We start from the raw sequence: 24,081 nt of genomic DNA, 5'->3' as shown, positions 1-24,081 counted from the left end.
CCCTAGAATGTTTTTTATAATTATGGATTGTTCTGGGCGCGTTATGCGCCCAGAAATCAGATTTCACCACCGAGATAGAGCTTTTTGATACGTTCATCAGATAGGAGTTCTTCGGAATTGCCTGATAGAACAATTTTGCCGGTCGTGAGTGCATAGGCGCGTTGAGAAATGCGCAGTGCCATGCGGGAATTTTGCTCAACTAGAAGCACGCTGACCTTTTCATCACGATTGATGGCAACGATGGAGCGTGCAATATCCTGAACAAGTTTTGGTGCGACACCCAGTGAAGGCTCGTCAAGCAACAGCAATTTGGGTTTGGCCATTAATGCGCGTCCTATGACCAGCATCTGTTGCTCGCCGCCGCTCATGGTGCCTGCGGCCTGCGAATAACGTTCTTTCAAACGGGGGAAACGACCCAGCACCATATCGAGTGTGCTGTCTATTTCTGCCTTTGCAGAACGTGTGAAAGCACCCATCAAAAGATTGTCACGCACAGTCATATAGGGAAATACGCGCCGTCCTTCAGGAACCATGGCAATCCCCATTTCGACAATCCGGTCAGAACGGGTTCCATCCAGACGCTTGTTTTCAAAATAGATTTCGCCTTTGCGTAATTTGTTAAGCCCTGTAATCGCTCTGAGAATAGACGATTTTCCGGCGCCATTTGCACCAATTAATGCAACTGTTTCACCCTGATTGACGCTTAGCGATACACCTTTCAATGCATAGACATGATCATAATAGAGTTCGACATCTTTAACGTTAAGAAGCTCTGTCATGGTCAGTATCCAATCGTTTCGTCTTCTGCGCCGAGATAGGCTTCGATGACTTTTTCGTTCTCTTGAATCTCCTTTGGAGTGCCTTCGGCAATTTTCTGGCCGAAATTAATAACGACAATCCGGTCAGAGATATTCATCACCGCAGGCATGTCGTGTTCCACCAGCAATACCGTAATGCCGCGATCGCGTACCGCACGCACCATTTCCACGGCCTTGACGGTTTCGTCATGATTCATGCCGGCAAAAGGTTCATCAAGCAGAAGGACCTTGGGTTGCGTTGCAAGCCCAATAGCAATGCCAAGAGCTCGCAGATGCCCATGCGGAAGGTTGTGTGCAATTTCGTTGCGCTGGGCATTTAACCCGAGGAAATCAATAATCTCGTCTGCTGAACGTTCAAACTCCTGCCGGTCCTGCCGGGCGAGGCTTGTACCAATATAACAACCGATAAAGCTCGCTTTTGCTCGCAGGTGATGTGCAACGATAATATTTTCGCGCACTGTCATGCCTTTAAAAATGGTTGTTTCCTGAAAGGTACGGACCACGCCCTTGCGTGCAACGATATGAGGAGCAAGACCGGATATGCGGCTGCCGTTGAAGAACACTTCGCCGGTTGTCGGAGTAAGAAAGGAAGCAATGAGTTTAAATAATGTGGATTTACCCGCGCCATTGGGACCAATAACGGACAGAATTTCTCTTTCTTTTACAGAAAAAGATACATCATTGACTGCCACCAGTCCGCCGAAGCGTTTGGTAACGCCTTTGACCTCAAGAAGTGGATTCATGATTTTGCTCCTTTTTTACCGGTCAGTCTAAGGCTGAGCAGACCGTTTGGCAGGAACAGCATCAGGATGATCAACAGGCTGGAGAAAATGAGAAGCTGGAATTTTCCGGTTTGGAAAAGGAAGTCCCAACCAAAATAAAGGACAAAAGTTCCAATGATTGGGCCAAAGACATAACCAAGCCCACCAAGGAAGCAGTTGAGCATAAAGTTGACGGAGTCTGTGACTGTAAAACTTGAAGGATAGATGGATTGTGAAATCGCCACAAACATCGCCCCGCCTAGTCCGCCGAGGAAGGAGGAAATCGCATAGGCCAGCACACGCAAGGAGGTGATGTTGACGCCGATGGAAGAAGCAAGTTCCTCATTTTGTTGCAATGACTGGCATAAACCCCCGATGCGTGAATGAATGAGCCTGTAAAGAGCTGCAAAACACAGCACCATCAAGCTAATCGATACGAAGTAGAAAGCCGCCCGTGGATTTTGCAATGTTGCAAAATCGGGCAAAATGGTAATTCCAAAGATTGAAATACCACCTGGCAGTGGAATATTGACCATGCCTTTTGCACCATTGGTGATTGGCAGTGCCATGGCAAGCAGACGTGCAACTTCTGTCAGAACCAAAGTGACCATTGCAAAATAGACACCGCGCAGGCGTAGAATCGGCAATCCGATCAGGATGCTGGCGAAAGCACAGAACAGACCGGCCAATGGCAGTGTCAGCCAGAATGAGAAGCCATATTTTACCATGAGGATGGCAGATACATAGCCGCCCATCAGCGCATAGGCACCCTGACCGATATTGATGCGGCCAATGTAAAAGGTGATCCAGACGCCGGCACTGATAATGGAAAGAAGTGCGACAGAAGTCAGGGTGTAATATAGATCATTGCGCCCCGTTATGGTGATCAGCAATGGTATTCCTATGAAGACCAGTGCGAGGAAGGCAGCGACGCCAATGAGTTTCAGAGTTTTTGTCATGATCGCCCCCATCAACCCCAAGGTTTACCCATAAGACCATTTGGACGAAGACTGAGGAAAACCATCAATCCGGCAAAGATCACGAGATAGGTGATATCTCCGTAGGGACGAAGAACGGTCAGACCGACCGATTCCAGCATTCCCAGAATGAAGCCACCGGCAATTGCGCCGCTGACAACACCTGCACCACCAATCATCACCATCATGAAAGCTTTGATGGAAATTGCTCCACCAATGCCGGAATTGACCCCGGTAATGGCAACCAGCAAACCGCCGACCAGACCTGCAAGCATCGCCCCCAATGCGAAGCCGATCATTGAATAGCGGTCGACATTCACGCCCATCAATTGCGCCGCAACGCGATCCTGGGCGAGCGCGCGCATCGCGCGACCGGGTTTCGTGAATTGCATGAAAAGCACAAATGATACGATGAAGATAACAGCAAGCACGCCGATCAGAATGCGATCATAAGGAATGATCAACCAGTCGGAAACAAAAACGCCGTTGATGATTTTTGGTACGCCGCGTTGCTTTTCGCCAAATAGCAGCAGGATCACCGCATCCAGAAAGAATGCAATTGCTGCTGCAAGCAGCATCGTACTTTCATCGCGTACGCTTCGTTTGATGACAGGCCGAAACAGGAATTTTTCGATTAACGCGCCGACAATCATCAATGTAGCGGCGGAAGCGATCAATGCCACCACAAAGGGCAGCCCAAGTTGTCCATAGATAGTGTATGTGACGAACCCGCCCAATACATACATCTGTCCATGCGCGAAGTTAAGAACATTCATAAGCGCAAAGATCAGGGTAAGGCCCAGGGCGATCAATGCATATTGTGCTCCAAGATACAGCCCATTGGCTATGACTTGTTCCATAAAGGCAAACTCCCTCCTGCGGAGAATGGCGTTTGCCTTTGTCTCCGTGGCGATTTGTGACGTTTGGGAGGCTGAAGCGGGGGATTTTAACCCGCTTCAGACTATTTTGCTTAAGTCAGTCGACTTGTCCAACAAACAAGGTTTCAAACTTGCCGTCTTTATATTCGGTGACAACCATTGGAATACCCAATTGACGTTTTTGAGTGAATGATGTCGTTCCAACATAATTCAGCTTGGAATCATCACCTTTGACGTAAGGGTTGGGTGCGGAGAATGTGTCGATTGTCTTCTTGAATTCTTCAACATTATCGATTGCAGCAGGATTGGCTTTCAGTGTTTCGATAATATATTCAAGCGCATAGACCTTTGTGTTCGACTCATCATTATATTCGCCATAGGCTTTGGTATAACGGTCGACAAATTCTTTCATCGTATCGGAGGCAATTTCAGGGGTTGATGCGCCGCCCACTGAAATAAAACCATTTGCAAGGTCACCGGCGCCTTCTTCAAGCACTTTGGCGTCCTGAGCTGTTTCCGTGGAAATAAAGCCCTCATAGCCTAATTCACGTGCTGCGCGGATCAATAATGGGGCATTGCCCGGAGCCACGCCGGAAAGCACCAGAAGGTCGGGCTTTTGCATGACAATCGGAGTGAGAACCGGGGTAAAGTCACGTGTATCATTCTGATAGGCATCGCTGGTAGAAACAACCTCGAGACCAAGGGCTTTTGCTGCTTCAATGCCGCTATCACGCTGGCTTAAAGGGTCAGATTCATTGGCTGCAACAAATGCAACGCTTTTTACACCCTTGTTTTCTTTAAGATATTTATAAATTGCCGGACCAGACTGGTAATTGGCTATCATACCAAGAATAGCGTTAGATGCAGGCGGCGTATAAAGCTCTTTTGGAAATGAATAAGGGAAGTAGATAATCCCCTTGGATTCGGCGACCGGGCGCACAGCCGCAGCGCCGTCATCGACATTTGGCCCGACAACATAATGGACACCTTCCTGTGCCATTTTTTCCATGCCGGCGATCGCACGTTTTGGATCTTTCTGGTCATCGAAGGTGACGATCTTGATCTTGTAATTGTCATCACCGATCTTGACGCCACCAAGTTCATTTAACCAGTCAGCACGAACCTGCATGGAGCGGACATTGGATGTCCCCCAGGAAGCGGCTGGACCACTGGTAACGCCAACAAAACCAATCTTGAGTTCTTTATCTGCGGCCTGGGAGATGGCACCAGAAGACATTATGGCAAAAAGTGACACGGCACCAAGCACCGCAGTCTTCATAACTACGCGTCTATTGAACATTATTATTCCCCTTGTTTCGTACCGCTCCCTCGTTTGATGGGGAGCAGCATGGAAAGATTGAACGATAGACACCCCGGATTGTCAACAATATTTATTTTTTAGTATACAATTGTACTTATGCGATATTACTAATTTATATTTCATCTATAAACAGGCTCGATAAGATCGAGTCCAGCTTGATGAATGAATTGGTGTGAGCTATTGAAATTTAAGGTGAATTAGGGCAACTTCAATCACCACAACAACGCATGAGTTATTATGTCTGTCCAGCGCGCAAGTTTTTACATCCTCTTAGCACTGGTAACTGTGGCTTTCGCCTGGTTGTTGATTCCTTATTACTCTGCGGTGCTTTGGGGCATCATTCTTGCGCTCATTTTCTATCCGGTGCAGCAATGGCTTGTCCGTGCCCTGCATGGCAGACGAAACATCGCAGCATTTCTTTCGGTGCTGATGTGCCTGTGTCTTGTCATCCTGCCAACTCTGCTCATATTTGCTTTGCTGGTTCAGGAAGGTAATTCCGTTTATCAGAGACTGAGCACGCGTGAGTTCGATATGAACACCTATATCACCCGTATTCTTGCTGCATTGCCCCCTACGCTGGAAGAATGGATGGTCCGTTTCGAACTTGGTACTTTTGCAGAGTGGCGAGTGCGTATTACTGGTGGGATTTTGCAAGGCAGCCAGATTTTCGCAAGCCGCCTGGTCAGTCTTGGGCAGAACACGCTTCAGTTCATCATCAGTTTCGGCATCATGATATATCTGTTGTTCTTTCTATTTCGCGACGGAGAGGTGCTGGAAGAGAAAATCAGGCAGGCAATACCGCTCAGCGAAGATTATAAAAATCAGTTTGTTGATAAGTTTGCAGCCGTTATTCGGGCAACAGTTAAAGGAAATGCCATTATCGCGCTTGTTCAGGGTACGATTGGTGGCGTGACATTCTGGTTGCTTGGTATCGAGGCAGCCCTGTTATGGGGTGTCATGATGACAATTTTCTCATTGCTGCCAGTTGTTGGTGCTTCGCTTGTCTGGGCTCCGGTTGCGGTCTGGTTTCTCGTAAACGGCATGTGGCTACAGGCGCTTATACTGATTTTCGTCGGTGTTTTGGTTATTGGGCTTATCGATAATCTTTTGCGTCCTCCATTGGTGGGTAAAGGAACGCGTATGCCGGATTTTGTTGTTCTGATTTCTACGATTGGCGGGATTTCGCTTGTTGGGATTAATGGATTTGTAGTGGGGCCAATGATTGCAGCAATGTTCATTGCAGCATGGTCGCTTCTGGCGCAGGAGCAAAGCATCAAGAATCTGCATTCTGATTGAGTGCGTCTCTTGATTTTCATGGCGTGACAGAAGCTGGATTATGGCCAGAAGCCCGGACAGATATCTGTAATGGCTGATGTAAATTTATAATCTTTAAAATAAGAAACCGCCCCGCAGCGGTAAACGCGCTGGGACGGTTCTTAACTCCTCCAAGTGGCGCGACAATAACGGCCTGTATTAAAAAAGCAACCCCTTAATATTCACATCTATATTTCATAAAATACTGAAATTACTGTATGAGAATTTAATAATGATTAGCAAAATCTTATCTCTGATATGATGATGATCCGCGCCAAACATGTATTAAGAAATTTATTTCTATTTGTGTAAAAAAATACATGCGCCGGCCCTGTGCTAAACCTTGGCCAGCCGACTTTTCCCGTCCGTTTTTAATCGGCGAGCCTTTTGCATTTTCACCTATTTTGGCTTCATTGCGGATTTTTTCACGCGATAATAATTTAAGTTGACTCTTATGATCATGATTAATATAGCCTCCAATTAATATGAGTTTTTTTGTCATCTTAATGACGTGTGATGCAAGCTAGTTGGGGGTTGCAGTGATATTGAATTCAAGGCGTGTTCGTTATTTGTTGGATACAGCGATTGTAGCCGGAGTGGCTGGGGGCAGTTTCTGGGCTGTTGTTCCGGGTTTGGCGCAAAATGCAGTGCAACCCGCACCTGTCCAGAACGAGACAGCAAAACAGGATGACGCTGAGAAAAAGCGTAAAGAGCAAGTTCTTCAGCTGGACACAATTACGATTTCGCCGACCATTCAAAATGCAGCGGCCATTGATGCCATGGCATCGACAAGTGTTGTGACGCAGCGGGATATTGATCGCATTCAAGCGACAACTGCAGCTGATCTGTTTCGTTCAACGCCCGGCGTTCATGCATCCCTGAATGGGGATGATCCTGCGACTTCGATCAATATCCGTGGGCTTCAGGAATATGGCCGTGTTGCTGTTACTCTGGACGGTGCACGTCAGGATTATTGGCGCGTTGGTCATGGCTCCGGCTCGTTTTATATTGAACCAGAAATGCTAAAGCAGGTCACTGTTATACGTGGTCCTGTTTCCAATGCTTATGGTTCGGGTGGCATTGGTGGCCTGGTTGCCTTTGAAACCAAAGATGCGGGCGATTTTCTGCGTGATAATGAAACCTGGGCGCTGAGTGAAAAGCTTCGTTATGAAACCAATGGTAAGGGCTGGATGACCAGTACGGTTGGCGCTTATCGTTTTCATGAGAATTTCGATATTATCGGCAACCTGAATTATCGTGATAGCGATCCTTATAAGAATGGTGATGGTGATGTCGTTCGCTGGACCGGTGAGCGCGTAGTCAGTGGGCTTGGCAAAGTAACAATCCGCCCGGCTGAAGGCCATGAACTGAAGTTCGGATATTCACGTCAGAAATATAATGACATCATGACGGGAAGCAGTGGCTCTACGTCTGCAACTCTTTCAACTTATGATGCTTCTACAATAATAAACAACTATACTGGAAATTATACCTACAGGCCTGAGGATAACCCTTTATGGGATTTGTCTATGAATGCGTATTATAGCAGCACGGATAATGACCAGTACCAAATCTGGAAACCGGCCGATATAGGAAAAACCCGTTTCTATAATGTCTCAACGGCGGGTTTCCGTGCCTATAACAGCTCGAAGTTTGAAACAGACGCCATGACTCATACCGTTACTTATGGTGTGGATTATTACAAAATGCGCGGTGAATCTGATGCTGATAATTTCGGCAATGGCGACCAGCAGGCTTATGGTGGTGTTCTTCAATGGCAGGGTGATTATCAGAAGTGGCTCGAATTGATTGGTGCCGTTCGTTATGATGGTTATCGTCTTGATGGAACGCTTAAAGGCGATAAAACAGCGTCAGCGCAGGATGTCAGTTCTGATGGCCATCGTTTTTCCCCGCGTCTGAGCATTGGCGTAACGCCATGGGACGGCATACAGTTCTATGGACTTTATTCGCAAGGCTATCGCGTGCCGCATATGCAGGATATGTTCCGTCAAAATGGCTCCCATGGTTCAGGATATGAGCCAAACCTGTTGTTGGAACCAGAAGTTGCCACTTCCTTTGAAGCGGGTATCAACTTGCGACAGGATGGAATTTTTGATGCCGGAGATCAGCTTCGTGCCAAGCTTAATTTCTTCCATACGGATGTTAAGAATTACATCAACACTGTATCCAAAGGCTCTTATACGACTTCGGAAAATGTTGGCACGGCACGTCTGCGTGGCGTCGAACTTGAAGGCACCTATGACAACTGGTGGGGTTATGTGAATCTTGCTGCTTCATTTACAAATGCGGAGATGAAGGATGGTATCTATGAGGGACAAAGTCTGAGCAATACGCCGCTTGATAATGTCAGCGCAACGCTGGGTCTGAAAGCTTTCGACGAGAAGCTGATCTATGGTGTTGAGTATCAAAGCTTTGGTAAGGTCGTTCGCCCAAGCGGCAAAAATGTCTATACTTACCCGCGCTATGATCTTGTCAATGTTTTTGCCAATGTGAAGATGAATGATCATCTGAAGCTTGATTTTGGCATCGATAATATCTTCAACAAGTCTTATTCCGATGCCCAGACCGGTTGGTCTCCAACCTCGGATCTGGATCAGGGCAAAGGCCGGACCTTTAAAATTGCCATAACGGGTCGTATTGGCGGTTGATATTGAATTCATGCATGAGAGCTTTTCAGCTCTCATGCATTCATCTTTTAGAGCGGATTTCGATCTGGTGGAGACAGATCGCCGCTCTGATTTTTTGTTTTAATGCCTCCCGAAAACTGTTCCAGATTTTCCGGTGGTGTACTGAATTGGGTGAGAAAGTCCGTGTCGCAATCGTCTGCTGAAAACATTTGCAACCTGCTGAGCTATGCAAATATCCGCCTGCAAAATGGTAATAATTATCTGCCGAATATAGTGGATCGCCTGAATTCATATCACGCTCAGTATGATAAGAACGACGATAGCCATATATTTGATTATTCCTTTGGGCGTATTGAAATCGATAGTAAAACAGATGGCTATCGTGTTGCGCTTCACGCTGATGATGACACTGGTTTACATCGTCTTAAAGATCTTGCTGCTGTTGCAATCAAACTTTACACAAAGGAAGAAGCACCCGAAATTGTCTGGCAGGGGGATAGGGCAGGCGAGCAAGTTCTGCCACAATTTCGTTTGATGCAGGTTGTTTCCTCGCATTTAATTACGCCACGAATGCTCCGGCTGCGACTTTCAGGTCAGGATCTCAAGCGGTTTTCTCTTTTTGGTGCCATGCATATCCGGTTGCTGTTACCGACCGCTGAAACGCCGCAGCCGGTATGGCCGGTTATGGGGCCGAATGGCTTGCCATTCTGGCCGGATGACTTGCGCAAGCCTGCTTCGCGTGCATATACGATCCGCAATCTTGATATTGATGCCAACTGGCTTGAGATTGACTTCTATCTTCATGAGGTTGAAGGACTTGCTTGTGCTTGGGCAAAGAGTGCCAAGGCAGGGGATCTGGTTGGATTGATGGGACCGGTCGGGCGCCCTTTACGTCGTGCCAGTCGCTATCTGATGGGGGCTGATGCCACGGGTCTTCCGGCTATTGGACGAATGCTCGAAGAGTTTTCGGACGAGGTAACGGGGCGTGTGGTTATCGCTGTCGATAGTGAGCAGGATGTTCAGGAACTGGCGCATCCCCATGGCATTTCCATTGAGTGGATTATTGATGCAGACCAGAAGCGCGCTGCTGAAAAGCTGACAAAGATACTATGTGAAGCAGAATGGCCGGAAGGACCAGACAGTTTCGGCTGGTTTGCAGGTGAGGCGGATCAGGCAAAAATCATCCGTCAGCATTGGCGCCAGAAACTTGGCAAGAGCCGTGAAGAAACACTGGTTGCAGGTTATTGGCACAAGGATGCCGTGGGTTTTATGGCAGGTTGATCACAATGCTGAGTGAACCGGCCATTCCAAGCTTTCGCTCGCAAACATAATGCGCTAGGCACCCTATAAATTGTAGGTGAAGGAGCCGCGCCATGGTTGAATTGTTAAAGCGCTTTGCTGGCTATTATAGGCCGCATCGTGGCTTGTTTATGTTAGACTTTTCAAGTGCTGTGGCTGCAGGTCTTCTCGAATTGGCATTTCCTGTCGCAGTAACGATTTTTATTGATCGTTTGCTGCCGACAGGTCAGCTCGGCATTATCAGTCTTGCTGCAATCGGTCTGTTGGCAATTTATATCCTCAATGCTCTTCTTCAGGTTGTTGTGACCTATTGGGGGCATATGCTTGGTATCAGAATTGAAACCGAGATGCGGCGCAAGGCATTTGATCATCTGCAAAAACTATCATTCGGTTTCTTTGATAATCAGAAAACAGGACATCTGGTGGCGCGATTAACCAAAGATCTCGAAGAGATCGGTGAAGTCGCACATCATGGTCCTGAAGATGTTTTCATAGCTATCATGACATTGATTGGTGCTTTTGCATTGATGATGTGGGTTCATATTCCTCTGGCGCTGATCACAGCCATGATCGTGCCGCTCTCGGCTTATGTAACAATGCGTTATGGAGGTCGCATGACTTCAAACTGGCACGCACTTTACCGGCGTGTCGGCGATTTCAATGCCCGCATTGAAGAGAATGTCGGTGGAATTCGTGTTGTTCAGGCCTTCACCAATGAAGATTATGAGCGCAAGCTATTTGCTGAAAGCAACGAAAACTATCAAAAGACAAAGCTTGCAGCCTATAAAATCATGGCTGCTTCCATGTCGCTATCTTATTTGTCGATGCGCTTTGTGCAGGTCGTTGTTATGCTGGCCGGTGCATGGTTCGTTGTGCGCGATGAATTGACTGCCGGTGGTTTTGTGGGCTTCCTGTTGCTTGTTAATGTTTTCTTTCGCCCGATCGACAAGATTAATTCTGTAATTGAGACCTATCCAAAGGGAATTGCAGGATTTCAGCGCTATGTGGAGTTTCTCGATACGCGCCCGGATATTGCAGATCGTGCGAATGCATTGCCGGTCAAGCGTCTGAAAGGCGATATTGAATATCGCAATGTGGGCTTTGGCTATAGCAATGCCCAGCCTATTCTCAGTAATCTCAATTTATCTATCAAGGCTGGTGAAACGGTTGCTTTTGTGGGTTCTTCCGGTGCTGGAAAAACGACAATCTGTTCGATGCTGCCACGTTTTTACGATGCGACTGAAGGTAGTATTTACGTAGACGGCATCGATATCCGCAATATGACACTAAAGTCATTGCGCTCAAATATCGGAATTGTAAGCCAGGATGTATTCCTGTTTGCAGGTACCATTCGCGAAAATATTGCTTATGGCCGGCTTGGAGCAAGCGAGCAAGAAATCATTCAGGCTGCAAAACGCGCGCGACTTGATGATGTTATCGAAAATCTTCCCGATGGCTATGATACCATTATTGGCGAGCGCGGTGTGAAACTGTCCGGAGGACAGAAGCAACGTTTGGCAATTGCACGTATTTTCCTTAAAAATCCACCTATTCTGATCCTTGACGAGGCAACTTCGGCTCTGGATACAGAAACTGAGCGGGCCATTCAGCAGTCACTGACCGAGCTCTCAGCCGGGCGCACGACATTGGTGATTGCGCACCGGCTGGCAACGATTGTTAATTCTGATCGTATTCTGGTTGTTGAGGGCGGTAAAATTGTTGAGCAGGGCAGTCACAAAGAGCTGCTTGCATTGAAGAATGGGCGCTATAATCGCTTGCATAGTGTTCAGGCAGCATGATCAGGCAGCTGTGTTATAAAGTGTCCTGAAAATCATATAAATTATAATTTCAGAAAATTGCCTTATCTTATTATGAATTATAATATAAACGGCGCCCTGATACTTTATCAGGGCGCCGTTTTTTAGAGACTATATTCTTTATTCATCACCACTTGGTGTGAACGCGCAGAAGAGCTTTGCGGCCTTCACCGTAACCACAGACATAAATACCCTGACAACCTGCAACATAGTTTTTGTCGAACAGATTTGTAACGTTGAGATCAACGCCCCAATTATCCTTTTCATAGCCCAGTTTAAGATCAGCCAGTGTGACGGCAGGAACCTTTAGCGTATTCTCTTCATCAGCATAAGAAGAGCCAAGATAGCGAATACCACCGCCCAGAGTGATACCTTTCAAGGCTCCTTCAGGCACAGTGTATTCGACAAAAGCTGAAACTTGTTGTTCCGGCAGAAGGTAGGGACGGTTGCCAATGAGCGTTGGATTGCTGTCGTTCTCTTTGATTTTAAGATCGTAAGCTGTAACCGAAGCCGTTATTTTCCAGTCTTCATTGATATTGGCCTGAGCTTGCAGCTCAAAACCACGTGAGTTTACTTTACCAAGCTGTTCACGGGCAAAGCTGCTTCCAGAGAGAGCGTTTTCTTTGGTGAGATCAAACAATGAGGCTGTGATAAGGCCATCAAAAAATTCGGGACGGTATTTTACCCCGACTTCATATTGCGTCCCGCTTTCTGGCTTTGCATAGCTTTGGTCAGCCAGAGTTTCGATGATCGGATTGAAGAATGTTGCAACGCTTAAATATGGCGTAATGCCATTTTCAAAAGCATAGCCAATACCAGCACGCCCGGAAAGGCGGCCAGTATTATATTCATAGGCTGGCAAACCTGTTGCTTCAGTCCATACATAATCATAGCGACCATTCATCGTTACAATCCAGCCATCGCCAAACTCGACGCGATCCTGTGCATAGATGCCAAGCTGGTGACGGTTGAGTTTCTGATCGATATAGGGCTCGCGCATAGGCTCCTGAGGTGCCCCATAGACCGGATCGAAGGGATTTAAGGTTGTCCCTGTTCCTGACTGCTGCATCTGATCGATACGGAAATATCGGTATTCAGCACCAAACAACAGATTATGTGTAAGCGCACCTGTCGTTACAGCACCTTCAAGCAGATTGTCGGCCTGAAATGTGTTGACAGTTGTATCATGCTTGAAATTGATACGTGAAACATATGGATTACCCGGTGCGGGCTGTGGCAGGAACGCATCATAACCATAGGCATAAAGACTATGCTCTTTTACATGTGCCATTCCATAACGTAGGTTCTGGCGAATTTTCCAGTCATTGTCGAACTGGTGTTCAAATTCATAACCGATCTGAACCTGTTCACGTTTATAATCGTCAATATCAGGCTCTGTGAGATTGGTTTTACGCGCAATTTTGCCAAACTCTGTTGGAACGACTGTCCCGTAATAGGGCAGGAAACCGCCACCATCATGTGTCAGATCAAGATGGGTGTAATTGGCCAGAATTGTAAGGCGGGTTGCCTCATCCGGTTTATATTCCAAGCTCGGTGAAATAACACCGCGAAATTCTTTTGCGTAATCGGTGTAATTGTCGCCACCCTGTATTTTGCCGTTAATGCGGTAATTGATTGTCTCTGTGGCTTTGTCTCCAATGTCGAAGCCGACATAGCCATTACCATAGCTGTTGATTCCGGCCTCAATATAGCGGATGCGTTCACCATTCGGACGCTTGCTGATGTAATTGACAATGCCTCCCGGGTTGGAGCCGCCATAAAGAGCGGATGCCGCGCCGAGAAGAACGTCAATACGTTCGATGTCAAAACTGTCAATCAGGAAGCCACCGAAACCATAGCTGAAATTCTGCAATCCGTTGAGATAAGTGCCATATTGGGTGGCCTCAAAACCACGGATATAAAGCCAGTCGGTATCATTATCCACGCCGAACGGCTGGCCAAGAACTCCGGGAGTGTAGCGTAAGGCTTCATCGAGCTTCTGGGCACCGATAGCATAAATCTGATCACGACCTACCACGGAAACAGATTGGGGAATCTTATCGATTTCTACGCTGGCTTTGGAGCCTGTGGTAGTGGTTTGAGGAACAAAGCCGTCGACAGGCGCTGTTCCGTCTGTCGGGATATTATTTCCCGTATTCACAACCAGCGTATTAAGGTGGATTGATGTATTATCCTGCGCCTTGGCTGACATGAATGCTACCGGTATCAATGCCAGCGCAGTCCCGCTTGCCAGGGTCATGATTATTTTTCGTTGAGTCGATTTGGTCATGCTGCTGAAGCCCCTCATATAAAGCGGATGCGCCTTGCATATTTTGTGGAATTTTCCCCTCAGGACTATTCCAGACGCATTCATTACGCACTGTTTCCAGCGCGTGAATTAATATGAGTGTTTACATCATGATATATCGGGAGGCTTGATCGATATTTCGCCGAATTGAACGATATTTTGATAATATAAATGAAGAAACAGGTTCTTGAAGCTAAGGTTGCATTCGTAACCATGCTGCTGGCGTAATACCAGTTAACTTCTTGAATACACGTGTAAAATGCGCCTGATCTGAAAATCCTGTAATATTTGCTATATTGGGCAGTGAAGCTCGTGGCTGCAACAGTAATGTCTGGGCATGTTCCACACGTCTTTGCATTTGCCAGGCATGTGGTGACAAGCCGGTAGATGCCTTGAAAGCGCTACAGAAATAGGATGCAGAAAGCCCTGAAATAGAGGCCAGTTCCTGAAGTCGGATAATACGATTATAATTGTCTTCAATAAAATCAGTCACGCGGCGCAACTGCCAGGGGGAGAGTTTGCTGATGCGCGTTGTTGGTTCGGGATGGATTTTAAACAATTCACTGACCAGCGCATTGATCAGTCCTTCGCCATAAAGGTCGTGCAATGGCGCGTCAGACTGGCATTCCTCGGCAAGGAGATGACCAATTTGTTCAATCCTGGTGTTTGAGAACATCAGCCGGGGGCAATTTAATGCGTGCATGTCCAGCGTATTGCCAAAATGAGTCTGAAGCGCACGTGTATCGAGATGTAGATCCAGATGCCTGAGCTTTCCCGGAATAGTCACATGGCTCCATATGGTCATGCCTGCGGGAATATAACAAATCCGCGGGTAGCCCGTTGTCTGAATGAGAGAACGGGAGTTTTGCTCGGGCCGAATGGCAAGCGCACCGCAGCTTTCAAGGACCAGAAACAGACGCGGTGCTTGTGAAACATATTCACCGCATGCGCCGGGTCCGCAATCTACCGACCAGACATCTGCAATCGCGCTGTTCCAGACACGGTAATGAAGATCATCCAGCAAGCTGACGTCTTCAATGCGACTTGTCATATTCGGATGGAAGCCCAAAGTATTTTTCCACGAACAGGGTTTTCAGACAGATTGATGCGATAAAACAGCCAGATCGATAATTTTAAGACTTGATCACGACAAATGTCGAGCACAGAAATTATAACATGTATATCTTGATCATGTTTTGCTATCAACCAGCAAACCAATCATGAACGGAACAGATTTATGACTGCCGCATTGTTTGAGCTTGAAGATGTCAGCTTTAAAGTTCCGGGCCGCACATTGTTGCACCCGCTGACCATGTCTATACCTTCGGCAAGCTTGACCGCGCTAATCGGGCATAATGGATCGGGCAAGTCTACGCTTCTTAAAATTCTAGCGCGGCAACACCCCGCGACAAGCGGAACAGTGCGTTTTGGTGGCAGGCCGCTGAATGAATGGGGTGACAGGGAGTTTGCACGAAAACTTGCCTATTTGCCACAATATACTGCTCAAGCTTCTGGAATGCTGGTGAAAGAGCTGGTGGCGCTTGGCCGATACCCCTGGCATGGCGCACTTGGACGTTTTGGGGCAATTGATCGTCAGAAGGTGGATGAAGCAATTGAGATGACTGGAATTGCACCTTTTGCCAACCGCATGGTGGACACGCTTTCTGGCGGCGAGCGCCAGCGTGTCTGGCTGGCGATGCTTGTCGCACAGGATGCAGAATGCCTGTTGCTTGATGAGCCGACTTCTGCTCTGGACATAGCGCACCAGATTGAAGTTCTGTCTCTTGTGCAGAAGCTTTCACACGAGAAAAATCTCAGCGTTTTCGTTGTTTTGCATGATGTGAATATGGCAGCCCGGTTTTGCGATTCCGTATTTGCACTTCACGGCGGTCGATTGATCGCTCAATCAACTCCGAAAGGGATTATGGTTCCAGAAAAGCTGAAGGAAATTTACGGTATACAGATGGAGGTGATGCAGCATAGCGCGACCGGTCACTTGATTGCTTCTCCGGTATAGGCTGTTTTGTAGTCTGCGCGATTGATGCCGTGGCGTTGCATTTTATCGTAGAAAGTCTTGCGTGGAATGCCGAGTGCTTCCAATGTATTCTGGACATTGCCATTATGTGCGGCAAGTGCTTCGCGAATTAGCGACGCCTCAAACTTCTCAAGACGCTGTGGCAATGTTCCCTGATGATCCTGTGAAACGGGGGCGCGGTCAGGAATTGTTACACTTAAGGAAAAACGCTCTGCAAAATGCATGAGTTCGCGCACATTGCCCGGCCAGTTATGTTCCATCAGATAGCGATGCGTTGCTGTATCCAATACGGGAATCTCCCGATTGAAGCGCCGTGCAGCCTGTGTCAGAAAATGTGAAAAGAGCAGGGGAATATCTTCCCGTCTTTCGCGCAATGGCGGGATGGCCAGCGTGACGACATTCAATCGATAATAAAGATCTTCACGGAAGTCCCCGCGTTGTTCCGGGTTGCCAAGATCGGTTTTGGCTGCTGCCACCACTCGAAGATCGATCGGGCGAACTTCATTCGTGCCAAGTGGAGTAATTTCGCGCATTTCCAGAACACGCAGCAGTTTTACCTGTGTTGCCACAGGCATGCTTTCGATTTCATCCAGAAAAAGCGTGCCGCCGCTTGCGTGTTCGATGCGCCCGATGCGCTTTTTCTGGGCACCCGTAAAGGCACCGGCCTCATGGCCGAAAAGTTCGCTTTCGATCACCGTTTCAGGCAGGGCACCACAATTGAGAGCCACGAAATTGCCTTTACGCCGCCGACCCCAATCGTGGAGCAATTGCGCAACAACTTCTTTTCCGCTTCCGGTTTCTCCGGCAATCAGGACATCAACATCTGTGTCGGCAATATCACAGATTGTGCGGCGGAGGTTTTCAATTGCAGCAGTCTGGCCGATCAGTGGCATTGCATTTTGTGCATCACTGGCCAGTTCGCGCAGCCTGCGATTTTCAAGAATAAGCTTTCGTCGTTCACCTGCCCTTCGCACACTGTGAATGAGCTGCTCGGTGGCAAACGGTTTTGAAATAAAGTCATAAGCGCCATCCTGAATAGCCTGTACCGCCATTGCGATGTCACCATGTCCGGTGATGAGGATGACAGGGAGGTCGGCGTCGATCTGGCGAATACGGGCAAATAATTGCAGCCCGTCAATCTGCGGCATACGAACATCAGTTATGACCACGCCGTCAAATGATGATGTAATCAAGCTCAGTGCTTCGCTGGCACTTCCAAAGTCAGTTACTGCATATCCTGCCAGTTCCAGCGTCTGCCGGGTAGCACGCCGCAATGCTTCGTCATCATCAACAAGTATAACCGGAATATTCATCATGCCTTCTTGAATTTTATGCGGAATATTGTGCCATTATCATTGCTTCTTACGGAGATTGTACCGCCATAATCGGTAAGGATTTCCTTGACGATAACCAGCCCCAGCCCCAGCCCTTTTTCTTTCGATGTATTGAATGGCGTAAACAGATTTTGCAAAATCTGCTGCGGGATACCCACACCATTATCGCAGACCATGAGAACGACGCTCCTGGAAAGCGATTTTGTACGCACATCAATTTTTCCTTTAATTCCTTTGCTTGCAACTGCTTCAAGCGCGTTCTGGAACAGGTTTATCAATATTTGTTCAAGGCGTATTGAATCGCCTGCAATCCGTATATCCGGGTCAGGTAATTGAAGTTTGATCTGATCCATATTGCCTGAAAAGCGAGTGCGCAACAGAACCATTGCACCGGATATAACCCGTGCTAACGACACCGGTTCTGACGGTTTGTGACCTTTTCGTGCGAAGGCACGCAAGTCGCCTGTAATGGTTCCGATACGTTCAGTCAGGGCTGCTATTTCAGACAGGTTTTGCGTTGCTGCTTGGAGCTGTTTTCTGTCAATGAATGTGCGGGTATTGTCAGCATATGCGCGGATTGTCGCGACCGGCTGATTGATTTCATGCGCTACACCTGCTGCAACTTGCCCCATAATGGCCAGGCGGTTGGCATGGACGAGATCCTGTTGCACGCCTTGCAGCATTGTTTCTGTTTTATGGTGATCGTTGATTTCAGCTTCAAGGCGGTCACGGGCGCAAATGAGATCGCGTGTGCGCTCGGCAACCCTGTGTTCAAGCTCAACCTGTCTTCTGTGAGCGTCTTCGATGCGGGCAATAACGCGTTGTCTGCGATTGAGCAAAAAGCCGGCGAGAGCAGCAATTGCTATAAATATAATAAAGGTGATTAACCGTGCCTCACGCACAGCAGATTCCACTTGCGGGCGCATGGGAGCCATGCTGTATAATTGCCAGGGTGTTGTTTCGACCTGTGAATGAATTGTCAGAAAATCAGTTGTTTTTGCTGTTCCAGGCAGAAGCGCTTTAACGAGAGAAACATCATCTCCGCCAGCTATTTTGTTGATTGACAAAGGAAGCGGTTTCAGAGGCGCATTGCCGAATTGTAGGCTTTGACGAATAGATTCAATGCGTTCGGTTGGAAATTCATCAATCGTCATAAAGCGCCATGAGGGCGGGTTTGTGATAAGTACAATACCCCGATCATCGGTGACAAAAGTCGGGCGCCCTGTTTCACGCCAGTCGCTTTCAAGCTGATCAAAAGACAGCTTTACGACAACAACACCGAGCGGGCCGTTTTGTCCTTCCACACGCCGCGATATATAAAGGCCGGGACGTCGACTGACATTGCCCAGGGCAAAATATTCGGCACTTCCGTTTGCAAGGGCTTCTTTGAAATAGGGGCGGAATGTATAATCATTGCCTACAAAACTGTCCGGTTCGCGCCAGTTGCTCGCAGCAATCGCTGCGCCATCAAGGCCAATCAGGTAGATAACAGATGCCTGCGTGCCTTTCGCCAGGAACTCAAATTTGCGATTAAGATGATCAACAGCTTTCGTATCTCTTGTGTCAAGCGCATTTGGAAGCTCTTCGTCGCTTGCAAGCACCAGAGGAAGAGCACGTTGTTTTTCGAGAACCGCACGTAACAGCGCTGCATTCAGATTTGAATCAATTCTTGTCTGCTCGCTCAGCGCTACAATTGCACGGTCCCGGGCTGTTTCACCGACTATCCAGAACAGGAATGCAAATAAGAGAGCGCAGACCGCGGTAAAAATCCACCATGTCCAATGATGTGCGGGTGGCGTAGCGATGATTTCATCTGAAGTTTTGTGCATGCGAGACATAAGAGTAGTGTGCATTAAATTGCACAAATAGAAAAGTTAAATGTGTGGTTTTTCGCACAAAACCAACAGTCAGATATTTTATGTCTAGAAAAATCGTTAATAATCATAATGTTACGACCATGTTCTTCAGTTGGCACGGGTTTTGCATTCTGTGGCTCGAATGGTGGTGAAAGCCGCTGGAGAGAAGACGTAATACGGCTCGGGAGGTTTGGATAGTGTCCAAACAGAGCCGCATGGAGGACATCATGATTGCTGTGCCTAATGGTGCTGTGGTTGAACCGCAGCGCCCGATTCCATTATATAAGCAGCTTTATGTGCAGGTTGTGTTTGCAATCGCAGCAGGCATTCTGCTTGGTCATTTTTATCCTGAGTTTGGCACGCAGCTCAAACCACTGGGCGATGCATTTATCAAGCTGGTAAAGATGATCATTGCGCCTGTCATTTTTCTCACAGTTGCGACTGGCATTGCCGGCATGACAGACATGAAGAAAGTTGGTCGTGTGGCTGGTAAAGCCATGATCTATTTTCTTACATTCTCCACGCTTGCACTCATTATTGGTCTGATCATTGCCAATCTTGTGCAGCCGGGTGCGGGTATGCATATTGATCCTGCTTCGCTGGATCCTCAGGCGGTCGCCAATTATGCAGAAAAAGCGCATGAGCAGACGATATCCGGCTTCTTGTCTGGCATTATCCCGACAACGATTGTTGGCGCTTTCGCATCCGGTGATATTCTTCAGGTCCTGTTCTTCTCGGTTCTCTTTGGCATATCGCTCGCAACGATTGGCGAAAAAGGCAAGCCGGTCACTGAATTCCTTCAGATGTTGACTACGCCTGTTTTCAAGCTGGTATCGATCCTGATGAAGGCTGCGCCAATTGGTGCTTTCGGGGCGATGGCATTTACTATTGGCAAATACGGCATTGGTTCGATTGCCAATCTGGCAATGCTGATTGCAACATTTTACATTACTGCAATTCTGTTTGTTGTCATCGTTCTTGGTGCCGTTGCCCGATATAATGGCTTTTCTATTATTGCGCTCATCCGCTATATCAAGGAAGAGCTTTTACTTGTCCTTGGCACATCATCATCGGAAGCTGCGTTGCCAAGCCTCATGGATAAGATGGAGAAGGCCGGTTGCAAACGTTCTGTTGTGGGGCTTGTTATACCTACCGGCTATTCCTTCAATCTTGACGGGACCAATATCTATATGACGCTTGCTGCACTGTTTATTGCGCAAGCTACTGATATACCGCTGTCCCTGAGTGATCAGATACTGCTTTTGCTTGTAGCAATGCTAAGCTCCAAAGGTGCGGCAGGCATTACTGGCGCTGGTTTCATCACGCTCGCAGCCACCTTGTCTGTTGTTCCTGCCGTGCCGGTTGCTGGTATGGCGCTCATTCTTGGCATTGATCGTTTCATGTCGGAATGTCGTGCCTTGACTAATCTTGTTGGCAATGCCGTTGCAACAATCGTGGTTGCACGTTGGGAAAATGAGCTGGATGTTGATCGTTTGAATGCAGCGATGAATGGTACGCCGATGGAGCTTGAGCCGGAACCGGCCGAGGAAGGCTTTTTGCAGCCAGCTGAATAATTTTAAATTTCAGGCAATGAAAACGGCCCGCTTGAAGCGGGCCGTTTTGTTTATTTCTTATCTTCTGTCTCTTTGCCCTGTGTTATCAGACGCGCACTGTGCTGCCCTGATATGAAAGTCCAGAGCCAGCTCCATGCGACAGCGGCCCGACTGCGTGTTCCAATCAGGAAGAATATATGAGCGATACCCCATACCCACCACGCGATGGAACCTTTGAGCTTGAAGCGGCCCATATCCACAACCGCGGCGCCGCGACCGATTGTGGCCAGATTTCCCTGATGGCGATAGCGGAATGGGGCAGGAGCTGCCACGCCTGAAACACGATTGCGAATGACCTTTGCTACATAAGCGCCCTGTTGCTTTGCAGCTGGTGCAATACCCGGAACAGGTTTGCCGTCTGGTCCTTCGACCCAGGCAGTGTCTCCTATAACAAAAACATTTTCATTCCCGGCTATGCTCAGGTCCGGCAAAACACGGGCTCGTCCTGCACGATCGCTTTCCGCCCCAAGCCATGCCGCGGCAGGGGAGGCTGCAACACCTGCGGCCCAGATTGTAGTTTTGCATGGAATAAACTCATCGCCAAGCGTTACACCATCTTCCGTGATTTCCTTGACTGGAACGCCAAGGTGCACCTCCACACCTATTTTCTGCAATGCTTTCTGTGCGTAGTCAGAAAGCCCCTCAGGGAAGGCAGTCAAAATGCGCGGACCAGCTTCCAACAGCAAAATACGTGCCTGACGTGTATCAATATTACGAAACTCCGGCCACATCGTATCCTTGGCCAATTCTGCAATAATGCCTGCGAGTTCAACGCCGGTTGGTCCTCCGCCCACCACCGAAAAAGTCAGCAATGCTTGCCGTTTTGCAGCATCGGTTTCACGTTCCGCCCGTTCAAATGCGAGAAGCAGACGGCGGCGAATAGTCGTGGCGTCTTCCAGTGCCTTTAGACCGGGAGCTACTTTTTCCCAGCGGTCATTGCCAAAATAAGCATGACGGGCACCTGTAGCCAATACAAGCATGTCATAGTTAATTTCGCTGCCGTCTTCGAGTGTGACTTTTTTTGAGGCCGCATCGACATTGACTACGGTGCCAAGCAAGGTTGTGACTTCTTTACGGTCCTTGAAAAGATGACGGATTGGCCATGCGATTTCCGAGGTGGCAAGAATCGTTGTGGCGACCTGATATAATAATGGCTGGAAGAGGTGATAATTACGCTGATCAATAAGTGTGATGCGGAGCTTTGCACCTTTTAGATCATGAATTAATTGCAGGCCGCCAAAGCCTGCACCTACGACGAGGATATGGGGGGTATCCGGTCCGCTCATGGGAGATATACACCTGAGTTTGGCGTGATTACGTGTCACGCAATTCGAAAAATGGTTGCATTTTGTAAATTAATGCGACCAAATTAATCGTAACGCACCCAATAGCAAAATGAAGTCAATTCTTAATAATTAGGATCATGCTATGTAAAATTATTGCGTGATTCAGCTCATTATCACCCATTTGGAACTGAATAAGTCAGTTTGAGGTGCTAACGCTTTATATTTAAAGTTGAATTTGATGATCTTTTGTTCAGATTTTTAATCGATCCTGCTCCTAAAAATCGTCGCGATGATTCATGTGGCGTATATAAGCAAAAGCTGTTCCGGCCAGTATTGGTAAAATTATCAGCGCTATCCAGAAAAATATATTGCTCATTTATTCCTCCTCTTTTTATATATATTAACACAATTTAAATATTTATAAACAAATTGTTAAGCCTGTATTTTTCTATTAGCACGCGTTTCGATCTGTTTGAAACAGATCAATGCTCCAAAACCTCTGGATTTATCTGTTATTATATTGAAGAGAAACACATCTTTTCTCGTTTGTTGGATGAGGATATATGCCCTGCGAATAACAGATGTTTGAAATAAATTTCCATGAAAGCAATTTCGCTGTTGCTTAATAGCTATTGCCAGCATGCATTTGTTTGATTAGAAGTGGTGGCACATTAAGAGTTGGGGCGACGCCCAACGCCAACCTGCCTTTCCGGGCAAGGTGGTACTTCCTCAAAGGAAGGATGTGGCCCAACCGGCAAATATACGGATGAAGCCATATGCGTCTGCCTCGATAAAGTGAAGGACTGACGTATATGCCTATAAAAATTCCTGATGATCTTCCGGCAACCAGCGTTCTCGAAGCGGAGGGCGTTATGGTCATGCGTGAGGCAGATGCTATTCGTCAGGATATCAGGCCGCTGAAAATTGGTCTTCTTAACCTGATGCCAAACAAGGTGACAACGGAGACGCAGATTGCACGGCTGCTTGGCGCGACCCCGTTGCAACTGGAGTTGACGCTTGTTCGTATTACCAATCACGTCGCACGTCACACACCAGTTGATCATATGCTGTCTTTTTATCGGCCATGGGAAGATGTGCGTCATGAACGCTTCGATGGATTTGTCATCACCGGAGCGCCTGTTGAGCGTATGCCGTTTGAGGAAGTGACTTACTGGGATGAAATGCAGCGGGTTTTTGACTGGACCCAAACCCATGTTCATCGCACACTGAATATTTGCTGGGCTGCCCAGGCTGCCGTGCATCATTTTCATGGAATGGACAAGCATGACTTGCCGAGCAAGGCATTTGGTGTGTTCAGTCAGCAGAATCTTGCACCATCGTCACCCTATTTGCGTGGGTTTTCGGATGATTTCGCCATTCCTGTATCTCGCTGGACGGAAGTGCGAAAAGAGGATATCCCGCTGGATAGCGGCTTGAAGGTTCTTGTCGATAGCCCGGAGAGTGGCCTCTGTTTGCTGGAGGATCCGAAGCATCGTTCTTTGCACATGTTCAACCATGTTGAATATGATACGACGTCACTGGCTGATGAATATTTTCGGGATATTCAGCTTTTACCGGATACAGCAGTTCCTGCAAATTACTTTCCGAATGATGATGCCAGCCGCAAGCCACAGAATTGCTGGCGTGGACATGCCCATTTGCTTTTCGGCAACTGGATCAATGAAATGTATCAGTCCACGCCCTATGATCTCGAAAAGATCGGAAAATCTTGATTTTAAAGCATGATCCGATCTGGTTCAACCAGATCGAAACGCGCTCTAACGAAGCTCATCCCACTGAAGGGATGAGCTTTTTT

The 24,081-nt window shown here is 47.6% G+C and carries 17 protein-coding genes and 1 riboswitch; of the genes, 7 read left to right on the top strand and 10 right to left on the bottom strand.

What is annotated here, in order from left to right; translation table 11 throughout:
* Positions 1-56 precede the first annotated feature (56 nt).
* The 5 genes from FHY56_RS01310 to FHY56_RS01290 all read right to left on the bottom strand — a co-directional run bounded on the left by FHY56_RS01310 (position 57) and on the right by FHY56_RS01290 (position 4,734).
* On the bottom strand, positions 57-779 hold the full coding sequence (locus FHY56_RS01310) for an ABC transporter ATP-binding protein (RefSeq protein WP_140903370.1): 723 nt from the start codon (positions 777-779) through the stop codon (positions 57-59).
* Positions 780-781: 2 nt separating this feature from the next.
* On the bottom strand, positions 782-1,561 hold the full coding sequence (locus tag FHY56_RS01305) for an ABC transporter ATP-binding protein (RefSeq protein WP_140903369.1): 780 nt from the start codon (positions 1,559-1,561) through the stop codon (positions 782-784).
* A complete protein-coding gene (locus tag FHY56_RS01300) occupies positions 1,558-2,538 on the bottom strand; it encodes a branched-chain amino acid ABC transporter permease (RefSeq protein ID WP_140903368.1) in 981 nt (326 codons plus the stop codon). Before FHY56_RS01300 ends, FHY56_RS01305 begins: the two co-directional genes overlap by 4 nt.
* Before the next feature lie 11 nt (positions 2,539-2,549).
* On the bottom strand, positions 2,550-3,416 hold the full coding sequence (locus FHY56_RS01295) for a branched-chain amino acid ABC transporter permease (RefSeq protein WP_140903367.1): 867 nt from the start codon (positions 3,414-3,416) through the stop codon (positions 2,550-2,552).
* Positions 3,417-3,531: 115 nt separating this feature from the next.
* Entirely contained in the window at positions 3,532-4,734 is a 1,203-nt protein-coding gene (locus FHY56_RS01290) for an ABC transporter substrate-binding protein (protein ID WP_140903366.1), read from the bottom strand.
* A 258-nt stretch (positions 4,735-4,992) separates the two neighbouring features.
* On the opposite strand from FHY56_RS01290, the gene FHY56_RS01285 reads away from it, so the two are divergent.
* From FHY56_RS01285 to FHY56_RS01270, 4 genes are all read left to right on the top strand, one after another.
* Positions 4,993-6,051 carry an AI-2E family transporter gene (locus FHY56_RS01285; protein WP_140903365.1) on the top strand — a complete coding sequence of 353 codons (1,059 nt, stop codon included), beginning with the start codon at positions 4,993-4,995 and terminating at the stop codon, positions 6,049-6,051.
* 590 nt (positions 6,052-6,641) lie between these two features.
* The gene (locus tag FHY56_RS01280; protein WP_235889395.1) at positions 6,642-8,738 is read left to right on the top strand and encodes a TonB-dependent hemoglobin/transferrin/lactoferrin family receptor; all 2,097 of its coding nucleotides are present in this window, start codon (positions 6,642-6,644) and stop codon (positions 8,736-8,738) included.
* Positions 8,739-8,900: 162 nt separating this feature from the next.
* Positions 8,901-9,998, top strand: coding sequence for a siderophore-interacting protein (locus FHY56_RS01275; protein ID WP_158447722.1), 1,098 nt, complete (start codon positions 8,901-8,903; stop codon positions 9,996-9,998).
* A 92-nt stretch (positions 9,999-10,090) separates the two neighbouring features.
* Positions 10,091-11,815 (top strand): ABC transporter ATP-binding protein, encoded by a 1,725-nt coding sequence (locus FHY56_RS01270; protein ID WP_140903362.1) that lies wholly within the window; start codon positions 10,091-10,093, stop codon positions 11,813-11,815.
* Between the two features lie 145 nt (positions 11,816-11,960).
* Here the strand turns inward: FHY56_RS01270 and FHY56_RS01265 are convergent, their stop codons facing one another.
* Entirely contained in the window at positions 11,961-14,123 is a 2,163-nt protein-coding gene (locus tag FHY56_RS01265) for a TonB-dependent siderophore receptor (protein ID WP_140903361.1), read from the bottom strand.
* Positions 14,124-14,334: 211 nt separating this feature from the next.
* Positions 14,335-15,192 carry a helix-turn-helix transcriptional regulator gene (locus FHY56_RS01260; RefSeq protein ID WP_235889393.1) on the bottom strand — a complete coding sequence of 286 codons (858 nt, stop codon included), beginning with the start codon at positions 15,190-15,192 and terminating at the stop codon, positions 14,335-14,337.
* A gap of 186 nt (positions 15,193-15,378) precedes the next feature.
* Between FHY56_RS01260 and FHY56_RS01255 the strand changes: the two genes are divergently transcribed.
* On the top strand, positions 15,379-16,158 hold the full coding sequence (locus FHY56_RS01255; protein ID WP_140903359.1) for an ATP-binding cassette domain-containing protein: 780 nt from the start codon (positions 15,379-15,381) through the stop codon (positions 16,156-16,158).
* Here FHY56_RS01255 and FHY56_RS01250 read toward each other — a convergent pair.
* Positions 16,134-17,492, bottom strand: coding sequence for a sigma-54-dependent transcriptional regulator (locus FHY56_RS01250; protein WP_193556743.1), 1,359 nt, complete (start codon positions 17,490-17,492; stop codon positions 16,134-16,136). The genes FHY56_RS01255 and FHY56_RS01250 overlap by 25 nt on opposite strands.
* Positions 17,489-19,363 (bottom strand): sensor histidine kinase, encoded by a 1,875-nt coding sequence (locus FHY56_RS01245; RefSeq protein WP_376890023.1) that lies wholly within the window; start codon positions 19,361-19,363, stop codon positions 17,489-17,491. The genes FHY56_RS01250 and FHY56_RS01245 overlap by 4 nt, the downstream gene beginning before the upstream one ends.
* A 230-nt stretch (positions 19,364-19,593) precedes the next feature.
* Between FHY56_RS01245 and FHY56_RS01240 the strand changes: the two genes are divergently transcribed.
* On the top strand, positions 19,594-20,940 hold the full coding sequence (locus tag FHY56_RS01240) for a dicarboxylate/amino acid:cation symporter (RefSeq protein ID WP_168927569.1): 1,347 nt from the start codon (positions 19,594-19,596) through the stop codon (positions 20,938-20,940).
* A 50-nt stretch (positions 20,941-20,990) separates the two neighbouring features.
* Here the strand turns inward: FHY56_RS01240 and FHY56_RS01235 are convergent, their stop codons facing one another.
* Positions 20,991-22,265, bottom strand: a complete 1,275-nt coding sequence (locus FHY56_RS01235) for an NAD(P)/FAD-dependent oxidoreductase (RefSeq protein WP_140903357.1) — start codon at positions 22,263-22,265, stop codon at positions 20,991-20,993.
* A gap of 663 nt (positions 22,266-22,928) precedes the next feature.
* Positions 22,929-23,037: riboswitch (SAM-I-IV-variant riboswitch) on the top strand.
* A gap of 40 nt (positions 23,038-23,077) precedes the next feature.
* Between FHY56_RS01235 and FHY56_RS01230 the strand changes: the two genes are divergently transcribed.
* Positions 23,078-23,998: a homoserine O-succinyltransferase gene (locus FHY56_RS01230; protein ID WP_140903356.1), complete on the top strand. Its 921-nt coding sequence runs from the start codon at positions 23,078-23,080 to the stop codon at positions 23,996-23,998.
* The last annotated feature ends 83 nt before the right edge of the window (positions 23,999-24,081 follow it).

The organism is Brucella gallinifaecis, from assembly GCF_006476605.1.
GTDB classification, from domain to species: domain Bacteria; phylum Pseudomonadota; class Alphaproteobacteria; order Rhizobiales; family Rhizobiaceae; genus Brucella; species Brucella gallinifaecis.
The sequence above is the reverse complement of the archived record's forward strand: the minus strand, read 5'-3'. Positions and strand labels throughout refer to the sequence as shown.